This window comes from Noviherbaspirillum phoenicis, assembly GCF_047237965.1.
Classification (GTDB): Bacteria; Pseudomonadota; Gammaproteobacteria; order Burkholderiales; family Burkholderiaceae_D; genus Noviherbaspirillum_A.
In genome coordinates this window covers 2,253,436-2,271,545 of the sequence record NZ_JBDFLX010000001.1, presented here as the reverse complement: position 1 = coordinate 2,271,545, position 18,110 = coordinate 2,253,436, and the positions used below count along the sequence as shown (strand labels likewise).

The 18,110-nt window shown below is 61.9% G+C and carries 11 protein-coding genes; 7 read left to right on the top strand and 4 right to left on the bottom strand.

Going from position 1 to position 18,110, the window contains the following annotated elements:
• Positions 1-68: 68 nt before the first annotated feature.
• Positions 69-971: a LysR family transcriptional regulator gene (locus ABC383_RS10240; protein ID WP_413016294.1), complete on the bottom strand. Its 903-nt coding sequence runs from the start codon at positions 969-971 to the stop codon at positions 69-71.
• Positions 972-1,063: 92 nt separating this feature from the next.
• Between ABC383_RS10240 and ABC383_RS10235 the strand changes: the two genes are divergently transcribed.
• The 5 genes from ABC383_RS10235 (at position 1,064) to ABC383_RS10215 (ending at position 7,370) form a co-directional block, all read left to right on the top strand.
• Positions 1,064-1,768, top strand: a complete 705-nt coding sequence (locus tag ABC383_RS10235) for a histidine phosphatase family protein (RefSeq protein ID WP_413013676.1) — start codon at positions 1,064-1,066, stop codon at positions 1,766-1,768.
• A 24-nt stretch (positions 1,769-1,792) separates the two neighbouring features.
• Positions 1,793-2,563: an SDR family oxidoreductase gene (locus ABC383_RS10230; RefSeq protein ID WP_413013674.1), complete on the top strand. Its 771-nt coding sequence runs from the start codon at positions 1,793-1,795 to the stop codon at positions 2,561-2,563.
• Positions 2,564-2,608: 45 nt separating this feature from the next.
• Entirely contained in the window at positions 2,609-3,841 is a 1,233-nt protein-coding gene (locus ABC383_RS10225; protein WP_413013673.1) for an acyl-CoA dehydrogenase family protein, read from the top strand.
• A 184-nt stretch (positions 3,842-4,025) separates the two neighbouring features.
• Positions 4,026-5,729 carry a long-chain-fatty-acid--CoA ligase gene (locus ABC383_RS10220; protein ID WP_413013671.1) on the top strand — a complete coding sequence of 568 codons (1,704 nt, stop codon included), beginning with the start codon at positions 4,026-4,028 and terminating at the stop codon, positions 5,727-5,729.
• Positions 5,730-6,221: 492 nt separating this feature from the next.
• A complete protein-coding gene (locus ABC383_RS10215) occupies positions 6,222-7,370 on the top strand; it encodes an IS481 family transposase (RefSeq protein ID WP_413012297.1) in 1,149 nt (382 codons plus the stop codon).
• 749 nt (positions 7,371-8,119) lie between these two features.
• Here ABC383_RS10215 and ABC383_RS10210 read toward each other — a convergent pair.
• Complete coding sequence (locus ABC383_RS10210) at positions 8,120-8,389, bottom strand: GlsB/YeaQ/YmgE family stress response membrane protein (RefSeq protein WP_194711649.1); 270 nt, start codon at positions 8,387-8,389, stop codon at positions 8,120-8,122.
• A 255-nt stretch (positions 8,390-8,644) separates the two neighbouring features.
• Positions 8,645-9,778 (bottom strand): sigma-54 interaction domain-containing protein, encoded by a 1,134-nt coding sequence (locus ABC383_RS10205; protein ID WP_413013669.1) that lies wholly within the window; start codon positions 9,776-9,778, stop codon positions 8,645-8,647.
• A 493-nt stretch (positions 9,779-10,271) separates the two neighbouring features.
• On the opposite strand from ABC383_RS10205, the gene ABC383_RS10200 reads away from it, so the two are divergent.
• Complete coding sequence (locus ABC383_RS10200) at positions 10,272-15,215, top strand: YDG domain-containing protein (RefSeq protein WP_413013667.1); 4,944 nt, start codon at positions 10,272-10,274, stop codon at positions 15,213-15,215.
• 146 nt (positions 15,216-15,361) lie between these two features.
• Positions 15,362-16,333: a tripartite tricarboxylate transporter substrate binding protein BugE gene (locus tag ABC383_RS10195; RefSeq protein ID WP_413013666.1), complete on the top strand. Its 972-nt coding sequence runs from the start codon at positions 15,362-15,364 to the stop codon at positions 16,331-16,333.
• Positions 16,334-16,483: 150 nt separating this feature from the next.
• On the opposite strand, the gene lnt is transcribed toward ABC383_RS10195, so the two are convergent.
• Complete coding sequence (gene lnt, locus ABC383_RS10190; RefSeq protein WP_413013665.1) at positions 16,484-18,043, bottom strand: apolipoprotein N-acyltransferase; 1,560 nt, start codon at positions 18,041-18,043, stop codon at positions 16,484-16,486.
• Positions 18,044-18,110: the final 67 nt, after the last annotated feature.

The following is an 18,110-nucleotide window of genomic DNA, read 5'->3' as shown; positions in this document are numbered from 1 at the left end:
GATGTGGGGGTTGAAGTGGACATTGCCGGCATCGCTGGCGGCACTCCAAGCCGACCCGCAACCCTCTCTCAGCCCACCACCGCCGCGATCAGCTTGTCGCGCAGCCAGCGGTTGGCCGGATCGTCCTCGACATTCGCATGCCAGTACATATACACATCCCATGCCGGCATGCCGATCGGCAGCGGCAGCAGCTGGTTGTCGAACTGCTGGTTGGCCACGCGGGCATAGCGCTCGGGCATGGTCAGGATCAGGTCGGTCTGGCTGACCACGCGGCAGGCGGCGAAGTAATGCTGGCAGCGCAGGCGGATGTTGCGCTGCATGCCCAGGCGGCTCAGTTCGAAGTCCTCGATGCCTGGGCCCTTGCGGCGCGAACTAGCAAGCACATGGTCTTCGGCCAGATACTGCTCCAGCGTGATGCCGCCCTGCAGCCGCGGATGGCCGCGCCGAGCCACCACCAGGGTGCGGTCGGCCAGGATGCGGGTATGGCGGATGTCGTCGCCCAGCGGCAGCAGCACGTCGATCGCGCAGTCCAGGGTGCCGGCCTGCAGCTCGCCTTCCAGTTCGCGCCGATCGACCTGCACCGCGGCCACTCGGGCCCTGGGCGCGTCGCGGTCCATCGCCGTCATCAATGGCGGCAGTATGGTGGCTTCCAGCACGTCGCGCAGCGCCAGCGTGAACTGCTTCTCAGTGGTGGCCGCATCGAAGCGATTGAGCTTGTTGAGGGTCACCTCGAAGCCGCGCAGGGATTGCCGCACCGGCTCGATGATGCTGCGCGCCAGCGGCGTCGACACCATCAGGTGCCCCTTGCGCACGAACAGCGGGTCGCCGAACATCGTGCGCAGCCGGCCCAGCGCATGGCTGATGGCGGGCTGGGTCAGGTTCAGCTTGGCGCTGGCGCGGGTCACGCTGCCTTCGCTATAGATGGCGTCGAAGACGATGAAGAGGTTCAGGTCGACCCTGGATATATGCATCATATTGATGGAAGTTGATTATCCGTATTCATTTGATCGATTGTAATCGACTCTGTACCATGGTTTGCATCGCAACATGAGCAGAGGTAGTCATGGGACAGATTTATCTGGTGCGGCACGGTCAGGCTTCCTTCGGCAAGGAAAACTATGACCAGCTGTCCGAGCTCGGCATGGAACAGGGCAGGCTCTTGGGCAAGTGGTTTGCCGACTGCGGCGTGCAGTTCGACCAGGTGGTCACAGGCGACATGGAACGGCATCGCCAGACCGCGGAAGCTTGCCTCACGCAACTGCCGCAGCCTTATCCGGCCACGGGCTGGGTGACCGACGCCGGCTTCAATGAATACGACCACCGCGAGGTGCTGCAGCGCCACCGCCCGGATTTCGTCGACCCGATCGCGGTCAAGCAGTTCTTCCTGGAAACCGACAATGCCAAGGAGGTCTACCAGCGCCTGTTCGAGGAATCGATGTCGCGCTGGATGGATGGCCGTTACGACAGCGAATATGCCGAGACCTGGCCGATGTTCCGGGAGCGTGTATTGGCCGCGTTGCAGCGCCTGCTGGAGGGCGCCGGCGCCTCGCAGCGCATCGTGGTGTTCACCTCCGGCGGCACCATCGCCACGCTGTGCCAGCATCTGCTGGGCCTGTCGGACGAGCGCATGGCCAAGCTGAACTGGACGCTGGTCAATGCCGCCGTCACCCGCCTGCTGTACCGCCCCGGCCATGTAACGCTGAGCACGATGAACAGCTATGCCCACCTGGAACTGCTGGGCGAGAAGAAGTCCATCACCTACCGATAAGACAGATACCACGAGGAGACAAGCATGAACCCGAAGAACCCATTCGACCTGACCGGCAAGATCGCACTGGTCACCGGCGCATCGCGCGGCATCGGCGAGGGCATTGCCCGTCTGCTGGCGGCACAGGGCGCGCATGTGATCGTGTCGAGCCGCAAGCAGGATGCCTGCGAGGCGGTGGCGGCATCGATCCGCGAGGACGGCGGCAAGGCCGAGGCCTATGCCTGCCACATTGGCGAGATGGCCCAGATCGACAAGCTGTTCGCTGACCTGGAGGCCAAGCATGGCCGCATCGACATCCTGATCAACAATGCCGCCACCAATCCGCATTTCGGCCACATCACCGAGACCGATGTCGGCGCCTTCCAGAAGACTGTGGACGTCAACATCCGCGGCTACTTCTTCATGTCGTCGGCGGCGGCGAAGCTGATGGCCAGGAACGGCGGCGGCAGCATCGTCAACGTGGCCTCGGTCAATGGCGTCACGCCCGGCGCGCAGCAGGGCATCTATTCCATCACCAAGGCGGCCGTGATCTCGATGACCAAGGCCTTTGCCCGCGAATGCGCGCCGCAGAAGGTGCGCGTCAATGCGCTGCTGCCGGGCGCGACCGACACCAAGTTCGCCTCGGCCCTGTTCCACAACCCGGTGATCCTGGAACAGGCGCTGTCGCGCATTCCGATGCGGCGCGTCGCCGAGCCTTCCGAAATGGCGGGCGCGGTGCTGTACCTGGCCTCCGACGCGGCCAGCTATACCACCGGCGCGGCGCTGAACGTCGACGGCGGCTATCTCTGCAGTTAAGCCAGTCAACCCAGTCAAACCCACAATCACGCAAGGGAGCACCCCATGGATTTCCAGTACAGCGACAAGGTGAAGGACCTGCAGTCACGTCTTTTGGCCTTCATGGACGAGCATGTATTTCCAAGTGAGCAGCGCTATTTCGACGAGGTGGAGACCAACCGCAGGAACGGCAATGCCTGGCAGCCAACCCGTGTGATCGAGGAACTGAAGCACAAGGCGCGCGACGCCGGCCTGTGGAACCTGTTCCTGCCGGAGTCGCGCCACGGCGCCGGCCTGACCAACCTGGAATATGCGCCGCTGTGCGAGATCATGGGCCGCGCGATCTGGTCGCCCGAGGTCTTCAACTGCAGCGCGCCCGACACCGGCAACATGGAAGTGCTGGCTCGCTACGGCACCGAGGAGCACCAGAAGCAGTGGCTGGCGCCGCTCCTGGCCGGCGAGATCCGCTCCTGCTTCGCCATGACCGAGCCGGCGGTGGCGTCGTCGGACGCCACCAATATCGAAGCCCGCATCGAGCGCGATGGCGACGAGTATGTAATCAACGGCCGCAAGTGGTGGTCGTCCGGCGCCAACGACCCGCGCTGCAAGGTCTTCATCTTCATGGGCAAGACCGACCCCGACAACCCCGACCGCCACAAGCAGCAGTCGATGATCATCGTGCCGCGCGACACGCCGGGCGTGACCATCGCCCGCCATCTGCCGGTGTTCGGCTTCGACGATGCGCCGCATGGCCATGCCGAGACCGTGTTCGAGAACGTGCGGGTGCCGGTCTCCAACATCCTGCTGGGCGAGGGCCGCGGCTTCGAGATCGCCCAGGGCCGCCTCGGGCCGGGCCGCATCCACCACTGCATGCGCCTGATCGGCCTGGCCGAGCGCGCGCTGGACCAGATGTGCAAGCGCACCCTGTCGCGGGTGGCATTCGGCCGCCCGGTGGCGGAGCAGGGCGTGACGCTGGAGCGCATCGCCGAGGCCCGCATCGACATCGACCAGGCCCGCTTCCTGGTGCTGAACGCGGCGCAGATGATGGACACGGTGGGCAACAAGGCCGCCGCCAAGGAGATCGCGATGATCAAGGTGGCCGCGCCCAACATGGCCTGCCGGGTGATCGACTGGGCGATCCAGGCGCAGGGTGGCGGCGGCATGACCGACCCCTTCCTGGCCCCGGCCTATGCCGGCGCGCGCGCGCTGCGCATCGCCGATGGCCCGGACGAGGTGCATCGCAACCAGATCGGCCGGCTGGAACTGGCCCGTCACAAGGCGGCGATGAAGGCGCATTGAAGCCCACTCTCGATGAAGCATGAGGCATGAACAATGCCCTGTGCGCCACGCCTGCTGCGGCAGGTTCCGGCGCGCAGGGCATTTTGCCTTTCTGCATTCGGCCGCTTGAGATAAGCTTGCCACTGGCGCAACAGGCATCCGAAGAATGCCGCCCACCCCGGAACACCTACACGGAGACAACAGAATGCATCAACACCCCTGGATCAAGTCCTATCCCCCCGGCGTGCACTGGGACGCGCCGCTGACGGCGATGCCGGTGCAGCAGATCCTCGACGACGCCGCCGCGCGCTGGCCGGAGCAGACCGCGCTGGAATTCATGGGCAAAAAGACCAGCTACCGCGAACTGAAGGACCTGACCAACCGGGCCGCTGCCGGCTTCCAGAAGCTGGGCGTTGCGCCCGGCGTGCATGTCGGCCTGTTCCTGCCCAACACGCCGCATTACGTGATCGGCTTCTTCGGCGTGCTGAAGGCCGGCGGCACCGTGGTCAACTACTCGCCGCTGGATGCGGCCAAGGTGCTGGAGCACAAGGTCGAAGACAGCCGCAGCGACATCATGGTGACGCTGGACCTGGCCGCGCTGTATCCGCAGATGCGCGGCCTGATGGGCAAGAGCCGCCTGAAGAAGCTGGTGGTCGGCAGCCTGGACGAAATGAGCGGCCATCCGCAGGCGGTGCGCGCGCACCTGCAGGGCGCCGGCATGCTGGCCGAGGTGCAGGACGACGACATGCAGATGCCGTTTTCAGGCCTGCTCGACAATGACGGCCACTATGAGCGCCATGCATTGCCGGCCAACCTGCATGACGCGGTCGCCGTGCTGCAGTACACCGGCGGCACCACCGGCCTGCCCAAGGGCGCGATGCTGACCCATGCCAACCTGAGCTCGGCGGTCGCCCAGATCATGGCCATCGTCAGCGGCGAGCCGCGTGTGCTGGAAGAGGGCAAGGAAAGGGTGCTGGCGGTGCTGCCGCTGTTCCACATCTATGCGTTGACGGTGGACATGCTGTTTGGCCTGCGCCTGGGGGCCGAGATCGTGCTGCATACCCGTTTCGATGCCGACGCGGTGCTGAAGGACCTGGCGGCCAAGAAGATCACCGTGTTCCCCGGCGTGCCGACGATGTACACCGCCATCCTGAATCATCCCGACGCCGGCAAGTACGACCTGAGCGCGTTGAAGTTCTGCGGCTCGGGCGGCGCGCCGCTGCCGGTGGAAGTCAACCAGCGCTTCCAGCAGGCCACCGGCTGCAGCCTGCTGGAAGGCTGGGGCATGACCGAGACCTCGCCCACCGGCACCTTCACCCCGGCCCATGTGCCGCAGCGTGCCGGTTCCTGCGGCCTGCCGACGGTGGGCGTGACGATGAAGTTCATCAGCGTCGACGATCCGGCGGTGACCCTGCCGCAGGGCGAGCGCGGCGAACTGTGCATCAAGGGGCCGAATGTGATGAAGGGCTACTGGAACAAGCCGGAAGCGACCGCCGAGTCGATGACGGAAGACGGTTTCTTCCGCACCGGCGACGTCGGCTACATGGACCAGGACGGCTATGTCTACATCGTCGACCGCACCAAGGACATGATTCTGTGCAGCGGCTACAACGTCTATCCGCGCGTGGTGGAGGAGGCGATCTACGAGCATCCGTCGGTATCGGAGGTGAGCGTGATCGGTGTGCCTGACGCCTACCGTGGCCAGTCGCCCAAGGCTTTCGTTACCTTGAAGCAGGGGGGTGCCGGCTTCACCCTGGAAGAATTGCAGGCTTTCCTGAAGTCCCGCCTGGGCAAGCATGAAATGGTGCAGGCGCTGGAGATCAGGCAGGCCTTGCCGAAGACGCCGGTAGGCAAGCTGTCGAAGAAGGAACTGTATGCGGAGGAGGCGCAGAAGCGCAGCGCGGGTTAGCGGGAGGGGGCCTGCGGTTGCTTCTGCTGTTGCTTTTGACGTACGCGCAGCGACAGTTGCGGTTGCGGTTGCGGTTGCGGTTGCGGTTGCGGTTGCGGTTGCGGTTGCGGTTGCGGTTGCGGTTGCGGTTGCGGTTGCGGTTGCGGTTGCGGTTGCGGTTGCCGTTGCCGTTGCCGTTGCCGTTGCCGTTGTGGTTGCAGTTGCCGTTGCAGTGGCTTTTAAGTCCCGTTGAGCGCGCCGTGTCAGCGGTGCCCGGAGCGGGAAAAGGTGCGGCGTCTGTCTGAGCCAAGCGCAGCTTGGCGAGTTTAGCCGCGCCCCGCTCCGGGTACCGCTGGCACGGGCACCCCGCGCAGCGGGGCGCGATCACCGGGTCGCCTTTTTTTGGTTACTTTTTTTGGCGAAGTGTATAGACCGGGGACATGGGTAACAACTGTGCCGGGACATGGGTAACACTTTGGCGTATTCCATATCAAGCCAAAGGATTCTCTAACCATGCCCTGGAAAGACGTTGACATGATGACCCTTCGACAAGAATTTACGGCGCTAGCGCAGCAGGATGGCGTGAACTTCAGTGCCCTATGCACGCGTTTTGGAATCAGTCGCAAGACAGGATACAAATGGCGTGAACGCAGCATGACGCAGGGCCCTGCTGGCCTGCAGGACTGCTCGCGCAGACCCTGCAATACGCCACTGCGTACCAGCCAGGCAAACGAAGAGCTGGTAGTGAAGGTGCGTCTGAAACACCCCACCTGGGGCGGCCGCAAGATTCATCGCAGCCTGCTCAATCAGGGTCACATCCAGGTGCCAACCCCCAGCACCATTACCCGGATTCTGCATCGACATGGCTTGATCTCAGAAAAGGCAAGCGCAAACAGCACCGCCTGGCAGCGCTTCGAGCATGCCCAGCCCAATGATCTCTGGCAGATCGACTTCAAGGGCCATTTCCAGACCGGCCAGGCCACGTGTCATCCACTGACCGTGCTGGATGATCATTCACGCTACAACATCGTCCTGCAGGCTTGCCTGAACCCGGACACTGCCACTGTGCAGGCAGCTCTGGAAACTGCCTTTCGCCATCACGGCATGCCAGTACGGATCAACGCTGACAACGGTTCTCCATGGGGCAGTCCGTCGCAGCACGAGCATGGCATCACCAAGCTCACCATCTGGTTGATTCAGCTGGGCATTCGCATCAGTCACAGTCGTCCGGCTCATCCACAGACCAATGGCAAGGACGAACGTTTCCATCGCACGCTCAAGGCAGATGTGCTGCACGGGCGTCACTTCGTTGACCTTGAGGAGGTCCAGAACGCATTCGACCGCTGGCGAATGATCTACAACAACGAGCGGCCGCATGAAGCCATCGGCATGGCCACGCCGGTAACCCGGTTCCGGCAAAGCCGTCTGGCCTATCCCGAGCGATTGCCAGAGATTGTTTATCCGCAGGAAGACCTGGTGGAGACCGTCGGGTGGAACGGGCATGTGAAGTTCCACAAGCGCAGCTTTCGCGTCTCCAGCGCCTTGCACAGGCATCGTATTGCGGCCCGCGCCCTGTCAGGCCAGGACGGCATTTATGACCTGTACTTTGCGCATCAGCGATTTGGCCAAATCGACTTGCGCAATGCCGAAAAGCACGATTAAATCTGTTACCCATGTCCCGGCACATGTGTAACCTATGTCCCCGGTCTATACAGCGAAGCAAAAAAAGTGACCCGGCCGCCGGGACGGACTCCCGGCTTGTCTCCACGGCAGTGCAGCCGCCTTGCGTCATCCGGCAAGGCCAGGGTAGCACTGTCGGTGTGGTTTTTGACGTGCTCGTTGGACCATGGCTTAACGTCAAAAGCAACTGCTGCTTCGCAGTGACATCTTTACGGCTGGTGAAGCAACACGACCTCACTATCGTCATGACCAGGCCGGGAGTTCGCCCCGGCAGGCGACCTACTTCTTTTGCTTCGCCAAAAGAAGTAGGCAAGAAAAGGCGACCCGGTGATCGCGCCCTCGCTGCGCGAGGGTCCCCGTGCCGTCGATGCATGGAGCGGGGCGCGGCTAAACTCGCCAAGCTACGCTTGGCTCAGACAGACGCCGCACCTTTTCCCGCTCCACGCACCGACGTCACGGCGCGCTCAACGGGACTTAAAAGCAACTGCAACGGCAACGGCAACTGCAGCACTGCAGCAACTGCAACGGCACCATTCACGCGATCAATGCCGTGGCAGCCATCGAATGGCGACCCAAAGCAAAACGATCAGAAGGAAAAAACGGAGAGGGAGAACAGAGGGAGAACAGGAAGGGGAGCGGACGAAAGCATGACGATCATTCGGAAGGGGTAACCCACCGGCGGACCAGCCAGCCGATGGGTATTCTTCCGAAGATCAACGATTCCTCCGTGCTTAGCGTGGGCTGCCGCGGCGGAACAGATTGACGATGGCCAGCAAGATCACGGCGCCAAGCAGCGAAACCAGCAGCGAGCTAATGGAGAAATCGTTCTGGTTAATGGTGCCAGTGCCAAACAGAGGGGCCAGCAACCAGCCGCCCAGCAACGCGCCGATGATGCCAACAACAACGTTCAGGAACATCCCTTGTTGTGCGTCGGTACGCATGATCATGCTTGCTACCCAGCCCAGAAGGCCGCCTACCACTATCCAGATAATAAAGTTCATTTTGATCTCCAAAAAGTACATCAAGAAAAATGTCTCCGGCCAGACGCGGCGTTTGACGACTTAAAAATCCGGGATGGAAAGTCTTTCCTTGAATTACTGTCCAGCCCGCATTCGACCTTGGTCATGAACAATATAGCAATCTGTGGGCCAGCTCTTCCCTCCTTTAAGAATCAATGGGTTAGATAAATTCTGTTATATCTCTGTAAATGTTCCATGCTGGCTTGAAAACAATACAGTGCTTCCCTTGAAAAGTTTTCAGACGCCCGAATTCACGTTTACGCCCATCCCGCGGCCCTGCAGGTCCGGGTCGCCCGTAAATACCTTGGACTGGTATTCATTAAGCCGGTTGTAGAGCGTCTTCAGGCTCACGCCCAGCACTTCCGCGGTCTGCGTCTTGTTGCCGCCGCAATAGCCCAGCGTGGCGAAGATCAGGCGCTGCTCGGCATCGGCCAGCCTGCTGCCCAGCGGGAAGGTGACGCAATCGCTTTCCACGCCCGACACTACCGGCTTGGTGGCGCCTATCGCCGCCGCCAGGTCCACGTCCTGGTCGGCCAGGATGAAGGCGCGGTGCACCATGTTCTTCAGTTCGCGCACATTGCCCGGCCAGTGGTATTCATTCAGGAAGCGGCGCGACGATTTGGAAAACACCTTGCGCGTGCCGTCCTCCTCGTTGAGCCTGGCCAGGAACACCTTGGCCAGCAACTCGATGTCCTGTTCGCGCTCGCGCAGTGTCGGCACCGAGATCGGGAAGACCGAGAGGCGATAGAACAGGTCGCTGCGCAGGATGCCGGTATCGACCGCCTGCTGCGGGTCGCGGTTGGTGGCCGCGATCACCCTGACCTTGACATGGATTTCATCGTCGGCGCCGACACGGGAGAAGCGGCCGGTTTCGAGTACGCGCAGCAGCTTGACCTGCATTTCCATCGACATTTCGGTCAGCTCGTCGAGAAACAGGGTGCCGCCGGCGGCACGCTCGAAACAGCCCTTGTGCATGCGCACCGCGCCGGTGAAGCTGCCGCGCTCGTGGCCGAACAGCTCGGCCTCGATCAGCTGTGGGGAAATGGCGCCGCAGTTGAGCGCAACGAAAGGCTTGTCGCTTTCCCTGCTGAGCCGGTGTATCTCGCTGGCCACCAGCTCCTTGCCGGTGCCGCTTTCCCCGCAGATCAGCACGTTGGCGCGCGTGGGCGCGACCTTGGTGATGAGCTTGTACAAGTGCTGCATGGAATCGGAACTACCGTACAGTTCGCCGCAGCGCATCATGGCATCGGACGCAGCGGCAGGGCGCAGGCAGTCCTGCTCATCGTTCTGGGCCTGGAATGGGGTGACGTTTCGGTTTTCTCTGTCTGGCACACCCAGCACTGCACCGCATACGTTCAGTCCATTGTTCATGGGGTTCTCCCGTCGTAATCGGTTTTGCAAATTTTGCGTATCCCATCATCTCTGAAATGCAAAATTTTCAATACCCGTGTTTCTCCGATTCTCGTGTAGGAGCTTACCGACAGTTCCGGCATGGCCGCCACGAGATGGCCGATGCTGCGCCTGCTGCTTCATGTTTATCCCACGATGCGCGACTGCGGCCTTGCGCCAGCTTAATGCTGTGCCGGGCTGGGTAATGAGAACCATCTTGTGCGTGCCATGAACGATTTTCTGTTCCTGGAACGAATGGCTGACCTGCCTGATTGCTCTTATGGAACTACAAGTTCCACGTATTCACCAATTGAGCGTTCTGTAGACAAACAAGCAAATCGAAAAATTTAAGGAAAACGCTTTTCAGCCGCTCCCACGTTGGCCATCCGCCATGCATGGCCAATTGATGGGCATGTTCATTTCGCAGCCACGGCATGCCAGTTGTCGTATTGCCCCATCCTCCACGGAGATTTAATTGAACGACCATTCTCTGCATTCCACTCCGAAGCATGCCGATCCGGGCACGCTGCCCCAGCCCCGCACGACACCCGTTCAGGTCTTTCACGTTGCACCGTCTGCCGGCTGCTACCGCCTTGCGGGAACGCTGACCCTGCTCAGCCTGATTGCGGCGCCCGGCGCCTATGGCGCGCCCGGCGGGGGAAGCATTGTCGGCGGCAGCGGCGGCATCGCGCAAAGCGGCCCCACCACCACCATTACCCAGGACAGCCCCAGGCTGGCAATCAACTGGAACAGCTTCTCGAGCAAGGCCGGTGAAGCTATCGTGTTCAGGCAGCCTGGCGCCTCCGCCATTGCGCTCAATCGGGTCGTCGGAACGGGCGCGACCGAACTGTCCGGCAGCCTGAGCGCCAATGGCCAGGTGTTCATCCTGAACCCGAACGGCGTGCTGTTCGGCGCCGGCGCCACCGTCAATGCGCAAGGGCTGCTGGCATCGACCCTCAATATAGACACCGCCAGCTTCATGCAGGGCGGGAAGGAACTGCTGCTGCAGAATGCCGGCGCCGCTGGCGGCATCACGAACCAGGGCAGTTTGACTGCCAGTCCGGGCGGCTATGTTGCGCTAATCGCGCCGCAGGTCATCAACGAGGGCGGCATATCGGCGCAACAGGGCAATGCCTGGATGTCGGCCGGCGACAAGGTCACCCTCCAGCTGGGCGACAGCGGCCTGATGTCCGTGACGGTCAACACTGGCAGCCTGAATGCGCTGGCCGACAACCGCGTGACCGGCCGCATCAGCGCCAACGGCGGCAATGTCAACCTTGAGGCGAAGGCAGCGGAAAACATCGGTGCGGCGCTGGTCAATCATGACGGCGTGATCGAGGCGCAGACGCTCAACGATGTCAGCGGCCGGGTCAGGCTGATGGGCGACATGCAGCGCGGCCAGCTGACGATGAATGGCCAGATCGATGTGTCGGCGCCGGTGTCAGGCGATGGCGGCGCGGTGGAGACCAGCGCTGCAAGAGTGAAGATCCTGGATGGCGCACGGGTCCATGCCCGAGCCCGGGAAGGCGTCAATGGCAGCTGGCTGATCGATCCCGAAGATTTTTCCATTGTCGAAGGCGGTGGTCAAACGAGCTCATCCATAGGCAATCAGACGCTGACGGATGCCCTCAAGGGCGGCGCGGTGGTGACGCTTGCAACACAGGGCTCCCCTGGCACGGGCGGTGACGTCTTTGTCAGTGCCGCAGTTAAATGGGAGGGAGCAGGCAAGCTTACGCTGAAGGCGCACCGTAACATCTATATCAATGCCGATATGGAAGCCAAAGGCGACGCAGGCCTCAGTCTGTGGACTGGCCAGAGTTCGGACGGCATAGGAACGTATTTCCTCAATAATGCCAAGATAAACCTTGCCGACACCACGACATTCACAACAAGGCAGGGTCTTGGTAGTGAGTTGAAGTCCTATAAAGTCATCACAACCGTTGGTTTGCCAAGTGACGTGAACGGAGGCACAAGCCTGCAAGGTATGAGAGGCAAGGAAAATTACGTACTAGGTACAGACATCGATGCAAAAGAGACCCGCAACTGGAACGTTGAACAGGGTTTCAGGCCGATAAGAAACTTTGGGGGTACCCTGGAGGGACTAGGACATAGCATCAACGGCCTGTTCATTAATTACGCCGCAAATACCCAAGCGGGACTGTTTGCCACAACCACCAGTACTGCCGACATTCGTAATATCAAACTGGTCGATGCAGACGTCACAGCGCGCGTGGATGTCGGCATACTGGCAGGCCAAAATTTAGGCAGGATAAGCAATGTTTCTTCCACTGGCACAGTCACCGGCACGGTTGGAGGCGGTGCTGACGACGGCTGGAACATAGGTGGCTTGGTGGGAAGAAATTTGGGAACGGGCAATATCGATGGTTCATCATCAGCGGCCAACGTAACGGGTACACAGGCCGTAGGCGGTCTGGTTGGGTGGATGACGGATGGTGCATCGGTAAGCAACAGTAATGCTACCGGCAAGGTAACCGCGGTCAAGCAAGGTGACAATGCCCTTCTGGGAGTTGGCGGATTGGTGGGAATAAATATCCAGAGCACAATCAGGAACAGCTATGCCAAAGGAAATGTGGATGCCGCAGAAATGGCACAAGTGGGCGGCCTGGTCGGCCAGAACGGCGGCTTGATCGAGAATAGCTATGCGGTCGGTAACGTAACAGGCCGTCAGACCATAGGTGGTCTGACCGGGATTGTCATTCTGGACACTGGCGTCATTAAAAACAGTTATGCCACGGGCTCAGTGAATGCAGTCGGCGATGGGGCGGTTCAAATAGGCGGCCTGGTCGGTTACGCGCAGGAAAAAACAAAAGTAACTGACAGCTATGCCCGTGGCTCGGTAAACATCCCTGGCAATAATCCGGTACATGTGGGCGGTCTGATCGGGTACATGCAGGGAGATGCGGAAGTAAGCAACAGTTATGCAAGCGGAGCGATGAATGTCACTGGCAGCAATCCGTTATCAGTCGGCGGTTTGATAGGTGCGGCAGAAGCAAAGGCGAAAATAGTTTCCAGCTACTGGAACACTGATTCCATTGCCAATGGTGGTACTGGGATTGGCTCTAAAGGCGATTCTGATTTTGGCGTAGGCAGGACCGGCAAGGAACTGATGGCAACGGGGACGTTTGCAAATAGCGGATGGAGCATCAGCAACGCCGGCGGCAGCACCGCGGTATGGCGCATTTATGACGGCGTGACCATGCCGCTGCTGCGCAGTTTCATGCAGGACCTGACGCTAGGGGGGCTTACCTCTGTCTATAACAGTGAAAAACAGTCCGGACCGCTGCCAGATGCGCCCAGGCTTGACTTTACTGCGGCGACCGGCAGGGATGCGGGCACCTATTCCCCGTCTTCGACGCAGCAGGGATATGACATCACAGGCGGCAATCTGAAGATCGTCCCTGCGCCACTGACGGTCACCACGGAAAATGTCACCAAGAACTATGATGGGACACCCAGCGCGGTTGGCGGCGGTCCGCAAGTCACCCAGGGCACCGTGTACGCCGGCGATCGCGTCGTCGGTGGTACATACGCCTTTACTGACGTCAATGCTGGCAGCGGTAACAAGACAGTCACGGTCAGAGACGTAAGAGTGATTGACGGAAACGATGGCAATAACTACGCGCTGACGCTGCTGAATAATACAACCAGCACCATCAATCCCGCGCCGCTGGTGGTCAGCACCAGGGATGTGATCAAGACCTATGACGGTACCGACAGCGCCCTTGGCGCCGCCGCGGCCGTTGCCGATTCCAGGCTATACAAGCTCTACAAGGATGACAGTCTTGTCGGCGGCACATTCGCCTTTACCGACCCCAATGCCGGCGCCGGCAACAAGACAGTCACTGTCAGCAACGTGACAGTCAACGACGGCAATGGCGGCAGGAACTACACGCTTGTGCTGGCAGACAACAAAACCAGCACCATCAATCCCGCGCCGCTCGTGCTTGGTGTGGACGATGTCAGCAAGACCTATGACGGCACCGTGTCGGCGGCCGGTACTGTGCGCACGCTCAATGGCCGTCTTTACAACAACGACGCGCTGGCGGGCGGCGTGTTTACCTTCAGCGACCAGAATGCCGGCGACAACAAGACCGTCAACATCAGCAGCGTCAGCGTCCTGAAACCGAACAATGACAATAACACTGGCAATTACGCGATCACCTACAGACCCAACACCACGAGCCGGATCAGCCGCGCACCCTTCAATGTCATCGTCGATCAGGTGGTCAAGACCTACGACGGCACCAATGCGGTCAGTGGCTTTCCGGTGACCATCAAGGACCGGATATTTGGAAACGATTCCCTGGTGAGCGGCATTGCCAGCTTCGCCGACCGGAATGCCGGCAACAACAAGACCGTTACCGTCAAGGACATGCGCATCATCGATGGCAATACGCGTGATGAAAGCAGCAACTATGACGTGACGATCGTGCCGAACAGGACCAGCAGGATCGATCCTGCCGCGCTCACGGTCGGTGTGAACGACGTCGTCAAAACCTACGACGGCACCCTGGCCGTCGCCGCAACGCCCATCGTGTCGGGCGGCACGCTGTTCGGCGACAAGCTGGCGGACAACGGCCTGATTGCCTTCACAGACCGCAATGTCGGCGCCGGCAACAAGACGGTGACCGTGAGCGGCTTCACAGTCGACGACGGCAATGGCGGCAGGAATTACCAGGTGAGTTATGCGCCCAATCGCAGCAGCACGATCAATCCGGCAGTGCTCACGGTGAGCGCCGGCAATGTGGCCAAGACCTATGACGGCACGGTCGATGCTCCCGGCGCGGCTGCCGCGATTGTTGAGGGCAGGCTGTATGCCGGCGACAGCCTGAGCGGCGGCGCATTCGCCTTCGCCGACCGCAATGCCGGCGCGGGCAACAAGACGGTGACCGTCAGCGGCATCACCGTCAATGACGGCAACGGCGGCAACAATTATCTGCTCAGGCTCTCGCCCAACATGAGCAGCACCATTTCACCGGCGCCGCTGACCGTCACCGCCAACGGCGCTCGCAAGACCTACGACGCCATCCCTTACGAGGGCGGCAACGGCGTCGCCATTGCAGGCCTCGCAGGCGACGAGACTGCCGATGTGCTCGGCGGCCAGCTTGGCTACGGTGGTACGGCACAGGGGGCGCTGCTTCCCGGCAGCTACCGCATCACGCCGGCCGGTCTGCAGAGCCAGAATTATGCGATCAGCTATGCCAGCGGCACACTGCAGATCGACCAGCCACCCAACCTGACTTCCCGTGTCAACCTGCTCGATCCGATGCAGCGTGCAGGCGCCAGGCAAACGCCCGCAACCGGCGCCGCAGTGCAGGTTGCCGGTTGCGGGGTTTCCCTTCCTGCCAACGTACTTGGCGTGGACTGCATTGCCGCATCAACCCAGCGCGGGCGCTGAACCGGTTCCGGTATTGCAAGCCGGCGTAGGCATGCGCCGGCTTGCAAATCGGGAATCCTTGCGGTTTTCGGATAGGGTTTTGTTCCTGCTTGGCTTAGAATGGCGACCGTTTTGTTAAATGATTGCCATTTGCGGAAAGACCTGTCATGAAACCTTTGAAACTTGTAGTCGCCTGCGCCATGGCTTTTGCCGCCAGCGCCCATGCCGATAGCTCCTATCCCAACAAGCCGGTGACCCTGATCGTGCCATTCGCGCCGGGGGGCACCACCGACATCGTGGCCCGCATCGTTGCCGACAAGCTGACCAAGGAACTGGGCCAGACAGTGGTGGTGGAAAACCGCGCCGGCGCCGGCGGCGCGCTGGGCGCGACCGCGGTGGCCCGCGCCGCACCCGATGGCTACACCCTGGGCATCTCCACGATTTCCACCCACGCGGTCAATGCCGCCTGCAATCCGAACCTGCAATACGACCCCGTCACCAGCTTCGCGCCGGTGTCCAACCTGGCGCGCACGCCCAACGTGCTGACCGTGACCAACAAGTTCCCGGCGCAGGACTACAAGCAGTTCATCGAGCTGGTGAAAAAGAATCCGGGCAAATTCAACTACGCTTCTTCCGGCGTCTGCAGCGTGCTGCACATGATGGGCGAGCAGTTCAAGATCTCGACCGGCACCTTCATCACCCACATGCCGTATCGCGGCTCGGGCCCGGCGCTGATCGACCTGCTCGGCGGCCAGGTGGAAATGATGTTCGACAACCTGCCTTCGTCGATGGGCCATATCCAGAGCGGCAAGATCCGTCCGATCGCGGTGGCCGCGCCCAAGCGGCTGGAAGTCTTGCCGAATGTGCCGACCTTTGCCGAGCTGGGCTTGAAGGAAGTCAACGACCCGGCATGGTATGGCCTGGTGGCGCCGGCCAAGACGCCGGAAGCCATCATCACCCGCCTCAACGCCGCGGCCAACAAGGTCCTGGCCCTGCCGGACGTGCGCGACAAGCTCAAGCAGAACGGCGCCGAATCGGCCGCCAATACGCCGGCCCAGCATGCCGCCGAGATCAAGTACGAGCTGGAGAAGGCGAAATCGGTGGTCAAGAAGCAGAACATCAAGTTCGAGAACTCCTGATCCGCAACGACCGTGGCGGCCTGGCCGCCGCGGTATCACCTTATTGAAAAGCCAGCGCTTTCAGGCCGCCGGCATGGCGCCATCCTTGCGCCATGCCAGTCGTAGGGCGGAATACACCACAGGGGCATTCCGCCGCGTCGCACCGCACTTTCACGCCACGGCTGCTGCGCCTTCCCTGCGGCGCTTCCGCGCGCCATACCATACTCCCCCCAGCACCAGCAGCGCCGCTGTCAGCACCAGCGTATTGCCGAACAGGATGTAGGGCGTCCAGCCGCGCATGCCCTGCACCTGCGCGCTCAGCACGCCGAAGGTGAAGGGCGCCAGCTGCGCCTGCACCCGGCCGCGCGCATCCACCACGGCGGTGGCGCCGGTATTGGTGGCGCGCAGCATGGGCCGACGCATTTCCAGCGCGCGCATCTGCGAGATCTGCAGATGCTGCGGCAGCGCGATGGAATCGCCGAACCAGGCGATATTGGACACGTTGAGCATTATGGTGGCCTGCGGCTGGCCGGAAAAATAGCTGGCGGCGATCTGGTCGGCAATCTCTTCGCCGAACAGGTCTTCATAGCAGATATTGGGCAACACCCACTGGCCGGCCGCCTCGAACGGCGCCTGCACCGGCGCGCCGCGGGTGAAGTCGCCCAGCGGAATGTTCATCAGCTCGACGAACCAGCGGAAGCCCGGCGGGATGAATTCGCCGAACGGCACCAGGTGGTGCTTGTCGTAGCGGTAGGGCTGGGGCGCGCCGGCGGCATTGAAGCCGAGCAGGCTGTTGGCATAGGCGCCGGGATGGTCGCTGACCGGCACGCCGACCAGCAGATTGCTCTTTGACTGGCGAGCAAAGGAGGACAGCAGTTCCAGGTAGTCCGGCGGCAGCGCATGCGCCATCAGCGGCAGCGCGGTCTCCGGCGTGGCGATCAGGTCGGCGCGGGCCTCGGTCAGCATCTCGTGGTACAGCGCCAGGGTGTCATTGGTGCGTTCCGGATTGAACTTCATTTCCTGCGGCACATTGCCCTGCAGCAGGCGCACCGAGATCGGCCCGCCATTGTTTTCGGTCCAGGCCAGCTGGTTCAGCGCCAGGCCCAGCGCCATCACCGCGACGCCCAGCGTCCATGCCAGCTTGCGGCGCGGGCCGAACGCCAGCACCAGGCAGCCGGCCAGCAGCACCGCCAGCCAGCCGATGCCGTAGACGCCCAGCACCGGCGCATAGCCGGCCAGCGGGCTGTTGACATGGGCATAGCCGGACACGATCCACGGAAAGCCGGTGGCGACCCAGTTGCGCAACCATTCGCCCAGCGCCCACAGCGGCGGATAGACCAGCAGCAGGGTGGTTGCCGGCGACAGCGCGCAGCGCAGCCGCAGCCAGGTGCCGGCCGCCATGGCCATGGCTGCATACAACGCCATCGCCGCCGACAGCAGCAGCACGGCCGCGGCCGCGATCGGCGCCGGCATGCCGCCATAGTCGTGCATGCTGATGTACAGCCAGTGGGTGCCGGCCACCATCCAGCCGAGGCTGAAGCACCAGCCGATCAGGGCGCTGCGGCGCGGGCGGTTCTGGCCCAGCGCCAGCCACAGCAGCAGCGCCAGGCTGACGATCTGCAGCGGCCACCATGACAGCGGCGCAAAGGACAATACGGCAAAGGCGCCGGCCAGCAGCGCCCACAGCGGCGCCCAGCGTGAAAGTGCGGGGGAAAGGGAATCGGAAGGCATCCGCGTCTTGTTATTGGTTGATGTCAGGCAGCCCGGCGCTGCCGCCCCGGAAGAGGCGGGCGGCGCC